This window comes from bacterium, from assembly GCA_035454885.1.
Taxonomy (GTDB): Bacteria; UBA10199; UBA10199; order JACPAL01.
The window spans coordinates 62,019-78,403 of sequence record DATIGE010000049.1 but is presented as its reverse complement, the minus strand read 5'-3'; the positions used below and the strand labels follow the sequence as shown (position 1 = coordinate 78,403).

Sequence of the window (16,385 nt, the reverse complement as noted above, 5' to 3'; positions counted from 1 at the left end):
TCTTCATGGCCTACGACTGGCCCGGCAATATCCGCGAGCTTCAGAACACACTGGCGACGGCCGTCCTCTTCGCAGAGGACGTGGACGGTGTCCACGCCATCACCGTTCGGTCCCTTGCCTTCAAGCCTCAGCTCTGGGAGGGAAAAAAGACGTCGGAGTCGCCGGTCAAATTACAGAGTGCCGAGATGGCCGATCCGGTGCTGGCGGAGACGCTCTCGGCCCTCCGGGACAACTGCTACCACCGGGGCAGGGCCGCACAGGCGTTGGGGATCTCCCGGCGAACGCTTTACGCCCGCCTTCGCCGCTTCGGGATTTCAACGGATCTGGTGTCGATCAAGGAACAAATCGACAGATACCTTTAAGGGGAAGGCGACTGGCCTCCGCGTTCTTAAGCTAGGCGGAACTCTGGACCATGGACAAGAAACTCGCGACCCTGGCTTCGGAAATCGGCTTTTTCCGCTCCTGATCCCTTCGTCGCATTCCAACTGAACGGCAACTTTCCCCTCCAAAGGGCGAGCAGGTCTGCGCGGAGTCACACCATGCCGAACCTGAATGCCTACTATTTAAACGCCGTCATATCCGTCTTGTCGCCGGCCGTTCCAATGGCGGGGAAGATGACTGATGCCGGGGATCTCATTCGCGCGTTAACCGCCGCCCAATTGTCAGAGGCGGCAAGATGGTTGCAGCAACTCACCCATTCCGACTTGGAAATCAACCATGCCATTTGGTTTCACAGACAGGTCCAGAAGATTTACGAAGTCCCACAGATCCTTCAAGAAGCGGCCCGTGACCTCGAAAAAAGCCCTTCGCCAAAGTTGGTCCATTCCTATTTCGATCGTGTGGCCGGAATTCTGATTGAAGGGGTGAGAGAGGTTCGGGAACCGTCAGTCGTGACGACCGAGGACGGGAACGATCCTACCATAGGACGTAACCAAGCCACCCTCAGGCATTGTCTTGCGCCGGCGTTAGCCCTCCTCGGAAAGGACGAGTCCTTGTGCTTGACGCCCAATATCACTTTAGGCCGCTATCCCGGCAAGCCTCGCGCGTTGAGACTGACGGTGAAGGACCTTTATCGAACCGCTCTTCGGTCGGAAATGGACGAACTGATGGGAATCTGGTCCGATGATTCCAAAGCTTCCATTCCCGGTCTGAATCAATACGGCCCTTTGCCGCTCTTGCTCCTCGACATCGAGAAATTCGACGATGAAACGCTCTATCTCGAGGACCTGCGCATCAATCGCGATTTGCGACGTCGAGGCATCGGGACGGCCCTTCATGAAAAGCTGTTGGATGCGGCCCGCCTGCTAGATTACCGCTTCCTCGCGTTTCACCTCCATGTGGGTGATTACAAGGCAGTACTGCCCTTTTTCGCCAAGAGCGGCGCCTTCCTCCTATCGGAACTCAAAAAGCCGATGAAATCCCGATTTCGAAGGCTTTCGGAAAAGCAGATAGTGATGGAAATGCCGACTGTCGCGCTGATCCGCTTTTTAGACGACAAGGACGCCAAAAGGTGGGTGGATCCGGAGAGGATCGGAGTCTCCCTGAAAGAGAGGATCGACTTGGCGAAATACTATTACGATACGCGCGAAAACGATATCCTGTTTAGGGATTTCTACGATCTGCCTTCCCCGACCGAGTGAAGATACAGGAACCTTAATCGGTCCGGTTCCCAGTGCCGATGAGCGATAGAAAGCCGGATTTAGTCTCGATCAAGGCTCGGAGAGATCAGTATCTTTGAGCATTCTGAGGCGTCGATCGATCGGCCGGGATTCCGGCTCCGGAACGGCGAGAAGGCGTCGGCTCCATGTGAGTCTTGAGATCGGCGTCGGCGCCGGGGCCAGGAACACGGTCTGGGGCGGCGCAAGTTGGAGATATCCGATGAAGATGAAGCCGTCTCCCCCCAACGGCCACGCTTGATAGCTCTCCTTGTCGGGAAATGACTTCAGTGCCTCAGTTTGGAAATCGGGACTCCTTGAGGAAGGATCCTCCTTCTTCAGGAGAAAGAAGCGGATGAGTCCGGGCCCGACGGGAAGCCCGGAGAAGGAGACATTGCCGTCCCCGGGAGAAGCATCGGTGGTCGTGTCGATGAATTGAGCGGTTTCCCAGCCCTCTTGGTCGAGGGGCTGATAGATGAGCCGTACCTGAACACCGTCCGACTGCGGCCCCCACTGATCCGAAGCGATCCTTGTCTCCGTTTGGTTTCTTTCCAGCAGGAGCTTGAGATCAAGCGCCTCGCCGCCCCCCGGCAGCGTCAAGGGAGGCGGTATGAAGTCGCATCGGATGACCGACGAAAGATCGGGACCGTATTGAAGACGATCAAAGAGGCAGTACCGGGGCAGCGCCTCCGCTATCTCCGATTTGGGGTCGATGGGACCGGCCTTCTCGAAGGCGAGGGGTCCGCTGTTGGCGGGAGGAGGGGGAGGGGCGAAGCGGATCAGGGGGTCGGCTTCGCCCATCTCCGACTTGGGTTCGATCGGGCCCTGTTCGGCGAAGGCGATTCGGTTCGCGACTTCCGGGGCGATCGGGCCGGCCTGGATGGTGCCGGCCTCGGGTCCGGCCGTGTCCCCGGTGACGACGGAATCCTCCGGCCGGCCAGCGAGGGAATCCTCCCCGTCCGTTCCCCGGTCCGTCCCCCCCTTGACGCCCGCCGAGGGGGCGAAGGGGAGACAGCCAGCCAAGAGCAGGAGCAGGGCTATGGAGGCGAATGCCTTCTTCATCATCATAATTAGGAAAAGGATAACCGGGTTATCGTACCAAGGGGTCCGAGGAGTTTGGTGGAAAATCATCGCCCGAGGTCCGCTTGACATAACTCCACGAAACAAGTAGCTTTTTTGAGTCCCCGTAACCTTTCAGGTTCGGGGTTTTGTTTTTCCTATCCATTAAGGATATGATTCTAAGCAAGGGTTTCTACATCGACGCGACCAAGGGGCTGGACCTTTTGAACGTCATCCACGAGGTCCGGAGGGTCGTGAGGGAGGCAAATACGGAGAACGGGACGGCGACCGTCGTGATCCCGAATCCTGGGGCGGCCGTAGCGATTTTGGACACGGGTGACCCGGCCTATAAACCCGAGGACCTCAAAAAAGCCCTCGAGCCCTTTCTTGCCAATCATCTCATCCGTTGTCTGTTGCCCAAGTCGGTGGTGGTTCCTTTCGAGAAGGGAAAGCTCCTCATCGAACCGTTCCAGGAAATTTTCGTGATTGATTACGACACGTCCGGAAGGCGCCGCGAATTCAAGGTGCAGGTGACGGCGGATAACCCGCCGCCGGCGGACAAAAAGGGGGCTGGAGGTCCCCGGTTGGGATGAGTGACGCCGCCAAAAAACTCCGTTTCGACGACAACGACCTCGCCCGGAACCTTTTCGGGGTTCAAGACGAGCACTTGAGGTCGCTGGAGAAGAAGCTGGGCGTCCAGATCCACGTCCGCGGCACGGACGTGAACATCCACGGCACCGAGCCCCAGATCAAACTGGTCGAAAAGATCCTCCTCGAACTCTACGCCATGCTGAAGAAAGGGTTCCCGGTCTACGGGACGGAGATCGAGCAGGCGATCCGCCTGTTTTCCGCCAATCAGGAGGCCAACCTTCAAGACCTCCTGGATGACACGATCTTCATCCCGGCACGCAACAAGTTCATCATCCCCAAGACCCCGCGCCAGAAGGATTATATGGATGCGATTCGGGGCCACGACCTGGTCTTTGGCGTCGGGCCGGCGGGCACGGGAAAGACCTATCTCGCCGTCGCGATGGCCGTGATGGCGTTCTTGAAGAGACAGGTCAGCCGGATCATCCTGGCGAGGCCCGCGGTCGAGGCGGGGGAGAAACTCGGTTTTCTCCCCGGTGACATGATCGAGAAGGTGAGCCCCTACCTGCGCCCCCTCTACGACGCCCTTTACGACATGATGGACTACGACAAGATCGTGAAGCTGACCGAAACGGGCGTCATCGAGATCGCCCCGCTGGCCTTCATGCGCGGGCGGACGCTCAACGGCTCGTTCGTCATCCTGGACGAGGCCCAGAATTGCACGAGCGAGCAGATGAAGATGTTCCTGACCCGCTTGGGGTTCGACTCGAAGGCGGTGGTCACCGGCGACGTGACGCAAGTGGACCTGCCCGCGGGCAGGGTCTCGGGGCTGATCGAGGCCGAACGGATCTTGAAGGGGATACCGGGCATTTATTTCCAATATTTCTCGGAGGAGGACGTGGTGCGCCACCCGCTGGTCTCCGAGATTGTCAGGGCCTACGAGGGATCGCGAAATGATCAATCTTCCAAAAAGGCTTGAGTTCCTGAAGGGTGAATTCTGGTTCCACGCCGCGATGCTGGTCGTCCTTTCCTTGGCCGTCGCCGGACTCATGAACGTCTCGTGGGGGGAGCTTCCCACGGGCGTCGAAATCGGGAGCATCGCGCGGCAGGACATCCGGGCGGACAAGGAGTACGTGATCCTGGACGAGGAGACGACGGAGAGGCTGAGGGCTGACGTTCGCGAGCGTGTTTCCCAGGAAGCGCGCAAGGATCAGATGGGCCCGTTCGACGAGGAGGCGATCGCCGTCCTTCAGGAGAAAGCGGCCTCGGACATCGAGCCCGTCACGATCCGCATCCAGGCGGGTGAAGTCATCGTGCGCAGCGGAGATCCGTTCGACGAGAGGGACGTCCTGATCATCGAGGGGATCCGCAAGGAGAAGAGCAAGGAATTCGGGCGCACAAGGTTCCTGGGCACCTTTCTCTTCGTGAGCCTCTTTCTCCTCGCCTTTTTCTACGTCCTGCGCGGTTCGTTCCGGAAGATCAGGCTCCTGCCCAAGGATTTTATCTTCTTGGGGAGTCTCCTGGTCCTCCTCGTGTCCATCGAACGCACGGCCCTCTTCGTCGTCGGCGCCGTGCGGGGGCTCCTCCCCATCGACGTTCCGTTCTCGTCCTTCTATGGCGTGATCCCGGTCGCCTTCGTCACGATGATGGTCCAGCTCGTGCTGCCGCTCCCCGTCGCCATTCTTTTCGTTCCCGTGAGCGCGGTCATGGCCGGCTTCGTCTTCCAGGGAAACCTCAACTACACCATTTTCCACTTGGTGAGCTGCGCCCTGGGACTTCACCTCATGGCGCGGGTCAGGACGCGCGGGCAGATCCTCGGGGTGGGCTTCAAGCTGGGGGCCGTCCACGCTTTGATGGTCGTCGTTTTCGACATGGTGGGGGTGACCTCCCTCACGGGCCCCTTGGGGTGGGAGGACACGCTGGCGCGCGTCGGTCTCGCGTTTCTCGGCGGACTCATCAACGCGATCGCGGTCCTGACCCTCATGCCGGTCTTCGAGATCGCCTTCAATTACCTGACCCCCATCAAGTTGCTCGAGTACGGGAGCCTCAATCACCCGCTCCTCCGCGAGATGATCGTCCGGGCGCCCGGAACCTACCACCACAGCCACATGGTGGGGACGCTGGCCGAGGCGGCTTCCGAGGCGATCGGCGCGGACGCCCTTTTCGCGCGGGTGGCCTCGTACTTTCACGACGTGGGCAAGATGGTGAAGGCGCCGTACTTCATCGAGAATCAGTCCGCCGCGGGTCTCGAAGACCGGCACGCGAGCCTCGCCCCCTCCATGAGCGCGCTCATCATCGCGTCGCACGTCAAGGACGGCCTCGAGCTCGCGCGCCAGCACAAGCTGCCGCAGAGGATCATCGACATCATCCCGCAGCATCAGGGCACCAAGCTGATCACGTACTTCTACAACAAGGCGAAGGAGAAGGAGGACCCGGAGATGCACGTCGTCTCCGAGCGCGACTACCGCTACCCCGGCCCCAAGCCGCAGACGCGCGAGGCGGGCGTGATCCTGCTGGCCGACACCATCGAGGCCGCGTCCCGGGCGCTCAAGGACCGCTCCCCGGCGAGGCTGGAGGAGGTCGTGCGCAACATGATCAACAAGAATTTCATTGACGGTCAGTTGGACGAGTGCGAACTCACGCTCAAGGACCTCCACACGATCGCCAGGAGCTTCTTGCGCGTCCTCATGGGAGTCTACCACCAGCGGATCGAATACCCGGCCGATGAGGCCGACAAGGCCGCGCGCGGGGCCCCGGTGAGATCAGAAGACGGTACGCATGCCGATAAATATTCTCAATCGAAACCGCTCGGTGAGGATTCCCTTCAGGAGGTTTCGAAGGTGTCTCCGAAGAATATCCACCGCCTTGGGAATTAAGGGCGACGTGAATCTCCTGCTCGTCGGGGACCGCGAGATCCAAAAAATCAACCGGCGCTATTTGCACCATGATTACGCCACGGACGTCATCGCCTTTGAAATGAAAGAGCACGGGGTTTTCGGAGATATCGTTGTCTCGACGGACGCGGCGAAGAGGCAGGCGAGGGAAGAGGGTCACTCGGTGCTGACGGAGACGACGATCCTTGTCGTTCACGGGATGTTGCATCTCCTCGGTTACCGCGACAAGAAGAAGAAGGACCGCGACCGGATGTGGCGGAAGACCAACGATCTGATGAAACGGGTGTCCTGACGTGGCGGCCGTTCTTTCTGGAATCCTCACCGCCTTCAGCCTGCCCGCCGTCCTCGTGACGCCATGGGGATCGCCCCGGCTTCCCGACCTCGGGTGGGCGGCGTGGCTGGCGCTCGTTCCGCTCTATTTTTCGCTTTCGCGCCAAGACCCGCGATTGTCGCCGGGAGCCGCCTTCCGCAAGGGGTTCCTCTACGGCTTCGTTCATTTCGGGCTGACGCTCTACTGGATCGTCATCGCCCTGCACCGTTACGGGGAGGTCTCGCTCGCGGTGAGTTTTCTGACCCTCGGGGCCGGCGTCGCCCTCATGGCGTTTTTTCCCGCCGGGGCCGCGTGGGGGGCCGTCCGCCTGCGCGAACGGGGAGCCCCTTTCGGGGCTTCTTGGCTTCTGCTGACCGTCGCGCTGGAATTTTTGAGGAACTTCGTTCCATTCGGCGGATTTCCCTGGTCGAGTCTTGCTTATTCGCAACGGTCGTTCACGACGCTCCTCCAGATCCTCGACGTGACGGGGATCCAGGGGATTCTGATGCTGATTTTGTTGGCGAACGTCGGAATCGCTGAAATTTGCAGGCGACATCGTGAGAGGGCGAATACAAGATTCGCCCCTGCACTTGTCTTCGCCGGTCTCTTGGCCGCCTCGCTGGTTTACGGCCATTTCCGCCTCGAAGAGGTTCGGCGGGACGTCGCCGCGCGCCCCGTCATGACGGTGGGAATCGTCCAGGGCAACATCCCGCAGGAGGAGAAGTGGCTGAGCGAAAAGATCGAGGCGATCATCGCGCGCCACGTTGCATTGACGGAAAAGTTGCTGCAATCTTCGCCCGAGCTGATCTTCTGGCCCGAGGCCGCGTTTCCCGCCGTCTTGCCGCCCGAGGTCACGAGGATCCAGGAGCTCGAAGGCGTGACGGCGCCCCTCCTCATGGGCGTCGTCCGTTACGACGGCGTCATCCCCGAGGACTGGCCCCCCAAGGAGACGGACTCGTTCAAGCTCTACAACAGCGCGGTCTTGCTCAAGCCCGAGGGCGAGATCGACGACCGCTACGACAAGGTCCACCTGGTCCCCATGGGGGAATACGTGCCTTACCAGAAGTTGTTGCCTTTCCTGCATGGGGTCGCCGAGGACATGAGCAGCTTCACGGTTGGGCGTGGATTTCATTTGATGGACGTGGAAGGCCGGAAATTCGGCGTCACCATTTGCTACGAAGACCTCTTCCCGGAAATCTCGCGGACCTTCACGCGCGCGGGCGCCGATTTTCTCGTGAACCTCACCAATGACGGCTGGTACGAGCGCTCGTCGGCGGTTTTCCAGCACTTCGATTTTTCCCGTTACCGGGCGGTCGAGAACCGCCGCGCGATGGTGAGGGTCACCAACACGGGCGTGACCGCCGTCTTCGATCCCACCGGCGAGATCCGGCAGGGGGCCGTCCTTCCTCCCTTTGAGGAGGGGACGCTCCTCGCGACCGTTCCCTTGGGCGGAGTCGCGAGCCTCTACGCGCGCTGGGGCGACTGGTTTTCTTGGGGTTGTGTTGCCGCCCTCGTCTTGCTAATTCCGAAAACGTTCTCGAGGAGATCCCATGTCCAAGGAAATTAAGGAACGCCTGGAAACCCTGAAGACGAAGGCCGACGCCCTCCGGAGGCGGCTTTGACCTCCCCCGCAAGAAGGACCGCCTGCTAGAACTCGAAAATCTTTCCCGCGCCGAAGGATTCTGGAACGACCAGAAGGCCGCCGGCGCCGCCGCCAAGGAGATGGACGCCCTCCGCGCCGCGCTCGATCAGGACAAGAAGGTCGGAGCGGAGATCGCCGACGTCGAGTCCGTCTTGGAATTGATCCAAGAAGCGCCCGATGCGGAGCTTGAGGTTGAGGCGAAATCGAAGCTCGACCGTCTGGAGGCGGAGCTCTCCGACCTCGAGTTCCGGCAGATGCTCTCGGGAGAGCACGATCAAAAAAACGCCATCCTCTCGATCAACGCCGGGGCCGGGGGGACCGAGTCCTGCGACTGGGCGGAGATCCTGCTCCGCATGTACCGCATGTGGGCGGACCGTCATGGATTCGCCAACGAGGTCATCGATTTTACGCCGGGCGATCAGGCGGGTTTCCGTTCGGCCACGATGACGGTGAACGGGCCTTATGCCTATGGGTGGCTCAAGGCGGAGATCGGCGTGCACCGCTTGGTCCGGATCTCGCCGTTCGACGCCAACAAGCGCCGTCACACCTCGTTCGCGTCGGTGTTCGTGCTGCCGGACGTCGAGGACACCATCGAGATCGAGGTGAAGGAGTCGGACCTTCGGATCGACACGTTCCGATCGAGCGGCGCGGGAGGACAGAAGGTCAACAAGACCGACTCCGCCGTCCGTCTGACCCACCTGCCCAGCGGCATCGTCGTGGCCTGCCAGAACGAGCGGTCGCAGCACCGCAACAAGGACACGGCGATGAAGATCCTCAAGGCCCGCCTCTACGAGCGCGAGGTGGAGAAGAAGAACGCCGAGCGGGACAAGATCGAGGATTCGAAGATGGGCATCAACTTCGGGTCGCAGATCCGGTCCTACGTCCTCCAGCCCTACCGCATGGTCAAAGACCACCGGACGGATTTCGAGATGGGGGACGCGATGCGGGTCCTGGACGGCGACTTGGACCCTTTCATCAAGGCGTATTTGTTGCAGGCGCCGGAATCACCGTAGCGGAATCTTGTATTTCTGCAGTTTGATGTAGAGCATCGCGCGCGAGAGCCCCAGCTTCTTCGCCGCCCGCAGCTTGTTCCAGCCGGTCCCCTCCAAGACCCGCAGGATGGTCTCCCTCTCGAACTGGGCCCGCTTTTCGTGGAGGTCGACGGCCTCCTTTTTCGGGACGCCGGGGACGAAACCGGATTGGCCCAAGACGTTGGGCGAGAGGTCCGTGGGGGAGATGGAGGTTTGGGAGGCCAGGGCGGCCCGCTCGACCTCGAGTCTCAGCTCCCGGACGTTTCCCGGCCAGTCGTATTCGTGCAGGATGCCCATCGCGGATTTCTTGATCCCCCTGTGCAGGTTCTGCGTTGTCGAAAGTTCCCTCAGGAAGTGCGCGATCAGCGGGCCGACGTCCTCCTTGCGCTCGCGGAGCGGGGGGATGCGGACTTCGGAGCCGGTCAGGGCCCGTTGGAGCTCCGGCAGGAGAAGTTCTTTCTTCACGGCCTCCTTCGGGTCCACGCGCGTGGAGAGGACGACGAAGACGTCTTGCGATGTCGCCAGCCTCTTCGCCAGATCCCGCTGAAAGGGGGCGGGCAGATCGGTGATCTCGTCGACGTAAAGGGTTCCGCCGCGGGCGTCGTCAAAGAGGCGCGTGAGCGCCTCGAGTCCCTCCGGCGAGGATTTTTGCCTTGGAAGCTGCGAGGCGGGCTCGCGCCGGAACGGCCCGGCGCCTGCTTCTTGGTGGAGGAGCTTGGCCAGAAATCCCTTGCCGACGCCCGCTTCGCCGACGAGCAGGACGGGCCGCTTGAGCCTCGCCATCGCGGGGACCTGCGTGACGATGTGCCGCATCACAGCCGAACGGGCGACGACGGGACCGGCGACCTGCGCTTTTTTGAGCTCTTCCTCGACCGTCTCGGCCCACTCGGACTTCTTCTTCAACTCCTCCTCCAAGCGCGCGTTCGTCTCCTCGAGCCGCGCCCGCGCCTCCTCCAGGGCCTTCTCCCGGCGGAGGGCGTCGTCGTAGAGCCGGGCGTTTGCGAGGGCGAGGCCCGCCTGGTCGGCCAGCGCCTTCAAGAGGGCCAGATCCTTGTCGGCGAAGAGGCTGGCGGCGTCGGCGTGGTCGAGGTAGAGGGCCCCCAGCATCTCCCGGTGGACGAGGACGGGGGTCGCCAGGATCGACCGGAGCTTCAAGGCCTGGACGCTCTTGAATTGCTTCAGATCGGATTCCTCCTGCGCGTCGTGGACCAGGAGCGGCATGCGTTTTTCCAAAACCCGGTCGATGATCGTCCGGCTGAGCAGGTCCTTCCCGCCGGGGAGGTCGCGCTCCCGGAAGTGGCGGGCGGCCTTCACCTTCCAGGTCCCGCGCTTCCACTTGCCGTACTCGGGCATGATGAGAAAGCCACGCTCGGCGCCGGTCAATTCGATCGCCGCGTCCAAGACCATGCCGATCAGCCGTTCGGGGTTCTTCTCCGACACCAGGCGGCGGTTGATCTCGACCAGTTTCCACAAGGAGGTCTCCGCCACCGGTTCTCGGGAAACGCGGAGGGCCTCTTCGGCCTCCCAATAAAGGGCGTAGCGCGGCGCTTCGGCGAGCCCCGCGCGATAGGCGATCGGCACCGACTTGCGGTCTTTTTCGAGGAGTTCCTTGAGTCCACCCAAGCTCTTCTCGGCCTCCGCGGCTTGATTTTGGGCGAGCTTCAACTGGGCCTTCGTCGCTTCCGCCTGGAACTTGTCCTGGGGCGTCGACGCCTTCATTTCGATGCCGGCAAGCCGCCGTTCGGCCTGGTCCAAGTCCTTTTTTTGGGAGATCTGGAATTGCAGCTTCACGAGCTCCAGGCGGCAATGCGCGTCGGGGAGGTTCGACTTCGAGACGGCCGCGGAGGCCCGGGCGATGCGATCGGGGAGGTCCCGCCATGAGTGCGCGCGGAGCCCGTTCTCCGCGGAGGCAACCCGCGCGAGCGCCAAGTACATCGGCGACGGGATCTTTTGAAAGATTTCCGCGGCTGTCTCCAGGTGCCGGTCGGCTTCGGCGAAGTCGCGACGCCACATGGCGGCGTCGGCGGCCAGCAGGAGATTGTAGCCGTCCATCAACGTCATCCCCAAGGCGCCCGCGAGGTTCTCCGATTTGGCGAGATGGGCCTCCCCCTCATCGACGGCGCCGACGGAAAGATACAAGTTGGCCATATTGGAGAGGAGGATCGCCAGGAGGTAGGAATTTTTCAGCCCCTCGGCCGCCGCGAGCGCGTCCTGATAGAGCTTCAGGGCGTCCGAGATCCTTCCCTGCTGCTGGCGGACGGCGGCCAGGTTCATCGCGTTGGAGACGACGCCGGCCTTTTCGCCGAGGGCGCGCATCCCCGTCAGGGACCGTTCAAAGCAGTCCGCGGCCCGGTCGAGCCGGCCGCGGTTGTAGGCGGCCAAACCCAGGTAGTTGTCCGCGCGCGCGCGGTTCAGGGCGCTCCCGCCCCGTTCCGCAATCCGGGAAAGGGGCTTTTCGGCCGCGTCGTAGTCCTCCAAGAAGATCCGGGCCAGGGCCCGGACGATCTCGAGACCCTCGGAGGACCCATTCGCCGCTGCGGCCTCGCGGTAGCGTCCCCGCTGGATCGCGATCCTTGCCTTGACCTCGTTCAAACGTCCGGCCCACTCCGTTGCGCCCCGCGCCCCCGCTCCTTGAAGGGCGTTCAGATATTTTCCGATCCTCCGCTCTTCCTCCTCCAGGAAGGATTTCGGGGTGGTGACCGACGGGAGGTCCAGGACACGACCCACCTGGTCCATGTAGTCCTGAATGTCCTGGAAGAAGACGGCCTCGTCCTCCGTGTTCTTGAGACCGCGATGAACCTCGAAGGACGCGCCCGCCTCGCGGTTCAACGCCGTCAGGACCTCCAGGGCGTCGCCCGGCCGGTCCCCCGGATCCTTGGCCAAAAGCCTTCGCAGGATCTTCTCGAGGGCCGTCTTCCACGGGTGTTTGGCGAGCCCCCAGTCCATGCCGTCGACCGGCGTCTGAAGATGGAACTTGAGGATGCCCTCCGTTGTGATCGGAAAGGGGAGTCGCCCCCGGTTGACGAGTTGATAAAGGATGAGTCCCAGGGCGTAGAGATCGGAGCGCGCGCCCCTCTCGCCCTTTTGGATCACCTCGGGGGCCATGTAGGCGAAGGTCCCCGCGGGAAGATCCCGCATCTTCGGTCCGTCGTTCTTCTGTGCGAAGGACAGCCCGAAGTCGATCAGCTTCGCCCGGCCGGTCTTCGCGACGATGAGGTTGGAGGGTTTCAAGTCCCCGTGCACCACCTCCCGCGAGTGGAGGTAGGAGAGGGCGCGGCAGGTCTGGGCGAAAGGGTCCCAAAAATCCTTCAGGGCGGTGATCTCCCCCCCGTCGACGTATTCGAAGACGAGGTAGGGCGTGCGGTCGCGATCCTCCAGCCGCCCCGCGGAGAGGACCTCCACGATGTGGGGGTGGTAGAGGGATCGCAGGAGTTCGAATTCCTTCGTCGGGTCGGTCGTGACGGAGGAGAGGAGTTTCAGGGCGCAGGGGCGGTCGCCCTGAAGTTTATCCAAGACGAGAAGGGTCTTGCCGAAGCCCCCCTCGCCCAGGACCTTGACTGTCTCAAAACGTCCAGCCAGGATGTCCACGATTCGAAAATTCTACCCGCCTGGAGAAAGAGCGTCAAAAAAAATAGACAGGAGGATACGACCGCGCCGGAAACTTTCCGCGCCCGCGGGCCGATAATGCCTTATAATAGGCTCGCCATGAGACGACACTCATTTCCTATCCTCATCCCTTTCGTGGTCCTTGGACTCGGGGCGTTGACGGCCTCCTGTCTCCAAAAGGGAGGGACCGGGGGAGGGTTTTCCGCGGACATGTCCGGACCCGATGGCGGAGCCCCGGTCCCCGTGGCGGCCGCGCCGGTTCCCCCGGCCGACGCCCCCCAAGACACGCCGCCCATGGCCGGTCCTACGCCCGCCGAGGAGTGTGAGGAGAAGGACGGCATCAACTGCCCCGAGAAGCTCGCTTTGAGCCGCGCAACCCTGTGCGTGCGGTCCGATCTCTCCGTGAACCCCCTCCTGACGGGGAGCCAGGCCCTGGCGACGACGGTGAAGCCCATGGCCAGCGGGGCCCTGGTCGACGTCGAGATCGTCACCTACAAAGACAAGGCCGGCGGGGATCCCTCGGACACGCTGGCGGTCCCGGGATTCGAAGTCTCTGATCTCAACGTCTCGGAGCCCGACCTCAACCCCGAGAAGCCGGGCAAGCAGATCGGCGTCGAGGCCGACGGCTCGGTCCTCTTTCACCTCGTGGCGGGCGTCAAGACCGGTTACTACGAGGTTCGCGTGACCGGCGACGTCGACTCCGCCGTCGGCGACCTGACGGTCGAGAATTGCTCCGCCCCGTCAGAAGAACTGTCCAGTCCAGTAGACAGTTCCGTGAAACCTGTCATCAAATATTAGGGCCTTTTCTCCTCGCCCCCGTCGAGGTCGAATCCAAAACAGTAAGTCATATTAATGCGTTATAGCGACCGCTCCTTTGGCACCGCGATTGCTCTATCCCCCGTCATGGAGGTCGTTATGAAAAAAACTCAACTCCTCGCCGCCATCTTGTCCGTCCTCGGACTCGCGGGGCTTGCCGCCTGCGGGAGATCGGACGAGCAGGTGATCGAGATGTCCGAACCGTCCGAAAGCGTCTGCGCCGCGGATGCCGATTGCTCCGAAGGCCTCGTCTGCCAGGAGGGGGCCTGCGTCGAGGTGGTGGTGCCCGAGGGGCCCGAGGTCGAGCCTGAGCCTGAGCCGGAGGGTCCGGTGGCCTGCGCGGCGAACGACGAATGCGAATCCGGAAAGTGCTCCGCGGAAACGCTTACCTGCGTGGATGCCTGCCCGTTCAACAAATTCTGGAAGACGCCCGTGGGGCAGGTGACCGGCGCGTGCGAGGAGTTTTCCCTGACTTTCAAGCCGACGGTGGCTCCGTCCTGTGTCACCGATGCCGACTGCCAGGACGGCTACGTTTGCGCTTTGGGCCAGTGCGTGAAGCCCGATCCGAATCCGGAAGAGGGCTGGATGTAATCCGCCTCCGTGGAACGGCGACGGCGTGAAGAAGGAGTTTCTTATGAAGACACGTGCTTTCGTGGTTTTGATCGCCCTCGGTCTCTCCGCCTGCGGCGGAGGAAAAATGGCCGGCGAGGCGGCTTCCTCCTCCTGCGATGCCTTGCAGGCTAAGGCGGGCGAAGTGATCACCTGCTCGGCCCCGGGTTTCGAAGAGGGGTGCACGCTCTTCCTGGGCAGCACGCCGGTCGCGGCGGCTTACGACACCGAAAGGGGCGCCGTCACCTTCGAGGTTCCGGCGATGCCGGCCGGATTCCGGGACATCCTCTACGCCTGCGGTGCCGAAGCGCCCGAGACGCTCCAGAAGAACTTCAAAGTTCTGCCCTCCTTCGACGCCGCACCCGGAGCGGAGAAGGGGGCCGGAGAGGAGATCCTGCCGGAGAATCCGGCGGGCGAGGGACCGGCGGGCGAGGATCCTTCCACGCCGGGCCAGGATTTGGTCGTCGGCGGCGAGATCTCCGCCGGAACCGGTTCCGGGGCGTTTGCGTCCCTCGAGGGGACGGCCGACGTCCACGAGACGCATCTCAAGATGATCCGCGTCCACTGGAAGGTTTCCGGGGATGTCCAGGAGGCCTATATCCACGCGGCCTTCAATCGATTCTCGAATGATGGCGCCGAGAGCGACCCCTGCGGCAAGATCGGAGGGCGTTACCTCGCGGTCAATGACGACGGAAATCATTTCAACGAGGGCAGCGCGGATGCCGAGGCGGCCGCCCCCTACCTGACGGGTACGCTCTGTCACGACAACGGCGATTGCGCCGGCCTCTCGACGGGTAAGACGCCCGCGGCCGACGTGGGCCTCAAGGCCGACGTCACGCCCGGCAAGCCCCAGCGCATGCCGGCCCCGGACGCCCCGGTCTGTCGGATCGATCTGAAGGCCCCGTTCATCGACAAGGGAGTCTCCGAGGGCGAGTTCTTTACGCTCTCCCACCAGAAGGAGATGCGCATCGTCCTTATCGCCAAGACCCAAAACGGGACCGTCATCCGCGACGAGAGGACCTGGAAGGCGCCGAGCCCGGCCATCACGGAGTCGGAGGCCCAGGTGTCCGAGGACGGCCGGAAGGCCACCATCCGGATCGAGTATGACGACGCCGTGAATTCTCCCCGGCTCAAGGGCTGCTCGGAGGAAGACGTCACGCAGGATTCTTACCAAAAGGACGGCTCGGGGACTTATGTCGCGGAGTGCCGAATCGGCGCGGGAGAGAACACGATCCGGGCGACCGTTTACGGAGTGCGGAGCTCGGTGATCAAGGACTTCAAGGTCGTGGGCAAGGGGTTACAGGCCTCGGGTGACCTCCTGGGCCCCAAGCCGGGCATGCCCAAAAGGTTCCACCTGGAGCTGACCTCGGAAGGGGGCGGGATGGAGCACCCGGACGGATCCGAGGTCGCGAACGGGACCTGCAACAAGACGGAGGTCCGTATCTTCCATTTCTTCAACTGGGAAGGAGAGAACGTCGAGACGGTGACGGTCGACGGGGCCGGGATCGACCTGGATCATTCTCAGATGCCCGAGGGCAAGGACGGTTTCGACGCCGGCTACCTCAAGATCTACGAGGACCTGGGCGACCAGGACGGCACATGGGACGCCGAATTGCAGTTTACGATCCGCGTGACCTTCCGCGACGGCACCCAGGAATCGAAGACCTGGCACATCGACGGCTGGAGTTGTCACTAGCTTCCTTATACGAGCCATAGCGAGCGCTGTCCCGCGGAAAGAGTGGCTAAAATCCACGTATTTTGACCACTTGCGTGTTTCTAGGTTAGAATGAAACTCCATATGGGGTTTCCGCCGATAATCCCCCGTACGGGGAAATCATGAAAAAGAGACTTCTACTCACCGTCTGGGTGTGCGCCGTCCTTCTTGCCTCTTGTGGTGGAGGAGGGGGCGGGGACCTCACCGACGGGTCCAAGACCTCCGCCTTGAGCGCCTGCGAACCCGCCTCGGGGCCGATCGGCACCAAGGTCGTTTGCGCCGCCAAGGGCATCGAGGAGGACAGCACCCTCTTTTTTGGAAAGGGAAATCCCATCGACTACACGGTGAACGCGGAGGAGGAGACGGTTGCGTTCACGGTCGTGGCGGGGCTCCCCGGCGAGAGGCAGATTTTTTGGCAGGCCGAGAGCGGCGTCCACCCGATCGGGGTGTTCGATCTGACG

Annotated in this window: 13 protein-coding genes; 11 read left to right on the top strand and 2 right to left on the bottom strand. The window is 62.2% G+C overall.

Annotated elements, in window-relative coordinates; all coding sequences use genetic code 11:
* Together VLJ37_09195 and VLJ37_09190 are read left to right on the top strand one after the other, a co-directional pair.
* A partial coding sequence (locus VLJ37_09195) for a helix-turn-helix domain-containing protein (protein HSA59845.1) occupies positions 1-362 on the top strand: 362 nt, incomplete at its 5' end.
* A gap of 177 nt (positions 363-539) precedes the next feature.
* Positions 540-1,640, top strand: coding sequence for a GNAT family N-acetyltransferase (locus VLJ37_09190; protein HSA59844.1), 1,101 nt, complete (start codon positions 540-542; stop codon positions 1,638-1,640).
* A 69-nt stretch (positions 1,641-1,709) separates the two neighbouring features.
* Here VLJ37_09190 and VLJ37_09185 read toward each other — a convergent pair whose 3' ends face one another.
* Complete coding sequence (locus VLJ37_09185; protein HSA59843.1) at positions 1,710-2,717, bottom strand: hypothetical protein; 1,008 nt, start codon at positions 2,715-2,717, stop codon at positions 1,710-1,712.
* A gap of 170 nt (positions 2,718-2,887) precedes the next feature.
* Here VLJ37_09185 and VLJ37_09180 point away from each other — a divergent pair, with 170 nt between their 5' ends.
* From VLJ37_09180 to prfB, 6 genes are all read left to right on the top strand, one after another.
* A complete protein-coding gene (locus VLJ37_09180; protein HSA59842.1) occupies positions 2,888-3,307 on the top strand; it encodes a hypothetical protein in 420 nt (139 codons plus the stop codon).
* Positions 3,304-4,281 carry a PhoH family protein gene (locus VLJ37_09175; GenBank protein ID HSA59841.1) on the top strand — a complete coding sequence of 326 codons (978 nt, stop codon included), beginning with the start codon at positions 3,304-3,306 and terminating at the stop codon, positions 4,279-4,281. Before VLJ37_09180 ends, VLJ37_09175 begins: the two co-directional genes overlap by 4 nt.
* On the top strand, positions 4,256-6,178 hold the full coding sequence (locus VLJ37_09170) for an HDIG domain-containing protein (protein HSA59840.1): 1,923 nt from the start codon (positions 4,256-4,258) through the stop codon (positions 6,176-6,178). Before VLJ37_09175 ends, VLJ37_09170 begins: the two co-directional genes overlap by 26 nt.
* The gene (gene ybeY, locus VLJ37_09165; protein HSA59839.1) at positions 6,168-6,488 is read left to right on the top strand and encodes an rRNA maturation RNase YbeY; all 321 of its coding nucleotides are present in this window, start codon (positions 6,168-6,170) and stop codon (positions 6,486-6,488) included. The genes VLJ37_09170 and ybeY overlap by 11 nt, the downstream gene beginning before the upstream one ends.
* A 1-nt stretch (position 6,489) precedes the next feature.
* A complete protein-coding gene (gene lnt / locus VLJ37_09160; protein HSA59838.1) occupies positions 6,490-8,073 on the top strand; it encodes an apolipoprotein N-acyltransferase in 1,584 nt (527 codons plus the stop codon).
* Positions 8,057-9,161, top strand: a protein-coding gene (gene prfB, locus VLJ37_09155; GenBank protein ID HSA59837.1) for a peptide chain release factor 2 whose coding sequence is annotated in 2 segments (ribosomal slippage) — positions 8,057-8,125 and positions 8,127-9,161 — 1,104 coding nt in all. Because the reading frame shifts where the segments join, the coding sequence is not laid out codon by codon here. The genes lnt and prfB overlap by 17 nt, the downstream gene beginning before the upstream one ends.
* Here the strand turns inward: prfB and VLJ37_09150 are convergent.
* A complete protein-coding gene (locus VLJ37_09150; protein ID HSA59836.1) occupies positions 9,153-12,767 on the bottom strand; it encodes a protein kinase in 3,615 nt (1,204 codons plus the stop codon). The two genes, prfB and VLJ37_09150, sit on opposite strands and share 9 nt — an antisense overlap.
* 228 nt (positions 12,768-12,995) lie before the next feature.
* Here VLJ37_09150 and VLJ37_09145 point away from each other — a divergent pair, with 228 nt between their 5' ends.
* The 3 genes from VLJ37_09145 to VLJ37_09135 all read left to right on the top strand — a co-directional run bounded on the left by VLJ37_09145 (position 12,996) and on the right by VLJ37_09135 (position 15,906).
* Positions 12,996-13,583 (top strand): hypothetical protein, encoded by a 588-nt coding sequence (locus VLJ37_09145; protein HSA59835.1) that lies wholly within the window; start codon positions 12,996-12,998, stop codon positions 13,581-13,583.
* Positions 13,584-13,700: 117 nt separating this feature from the next.
* On the top strand, positions 13,701-14,192 hold the full coding sequence (locus VLJ37_09140; protein HSA59834.1) for a hypothetical protein: 492 nt from the start codon (positions 13,701-13,703) through the stop codon (positions 14,190-14,192).
* A gap of 43 nt (positions 14,193-14,235) precedes the next feature.
* On the top strand, positions 14,236-15,906 hold the full coding sequence (locus VLJ37_09135) for a hypothetical protein (GenBank protein ID HSA59833.1): 1,671 nt from the start codon (positions 14,236-14,238) through the stop codon (positions 15,904-15,906).
* The last annotated feature ends 479 nt before the right edge of the window (positions 15,907-16,385 follow it).

Excerpts from the sequence above, each read along its gene's own strand:
- VLJ37_09140 (HSA59834.1), top strand. The coding sequence starts at position 13,701 with ATGAAAAAAACTCAACTCCTCGCCGCCATCTTGTCCGTCCTCGGACTC.
- VLJ37_09190 (HSA59844.1), top strand. The coding sequence starts at position 540 with ATGCCGAACCTGAATGCCTACTATTTAAACGCCGTCATATCCGTCTTG.
- VLJ37_09145 (HSA59835.1), top strand. The coding sequence starts at position 12,996 with ATGTCCGGACCCGATGGCGGAGCCCCGGTCCCCGTGGCGGCCGCGCCG.
- VLJ37_09185 (HSA59843.1), bottom strand. The coding sequence starts at position 2,717 with ATGAAGAAGGCATTCGCCTCCATAGCCCTGCTCCTGCTCTTGGCTGGC.
- VLJ37_09170 (HSA59840.1), top strand. The coding sequence starts at position 4,256 with ATGATCAATCTTCCAAAAAGGCTTGAGTTCCTGAAGGGTGAATTCTGG.
- VLJ37_09175 (HSA59841.1), top strand. The coding sequence starts at position 3,304 with ATGAGTGACGCCGCCAAAAAACTCCGTTTCGACGACAACGACCTCGCC.
- VLJ37_09135 (HSA59833.1), top strand. The coding sequence starts at position 14,236 with ATGAAGACACGTGCTTTCGTGGTTTTGATCGCCCTCGGTCTCTCCGCC.
- VLJ37_09180 (HSA59842.1), top strand. The coding sequence starts at position 2,888 with ATGATTCTAAGCAAGGGTTTCTACATCGACGCGACCAAGGGGCTGGAC.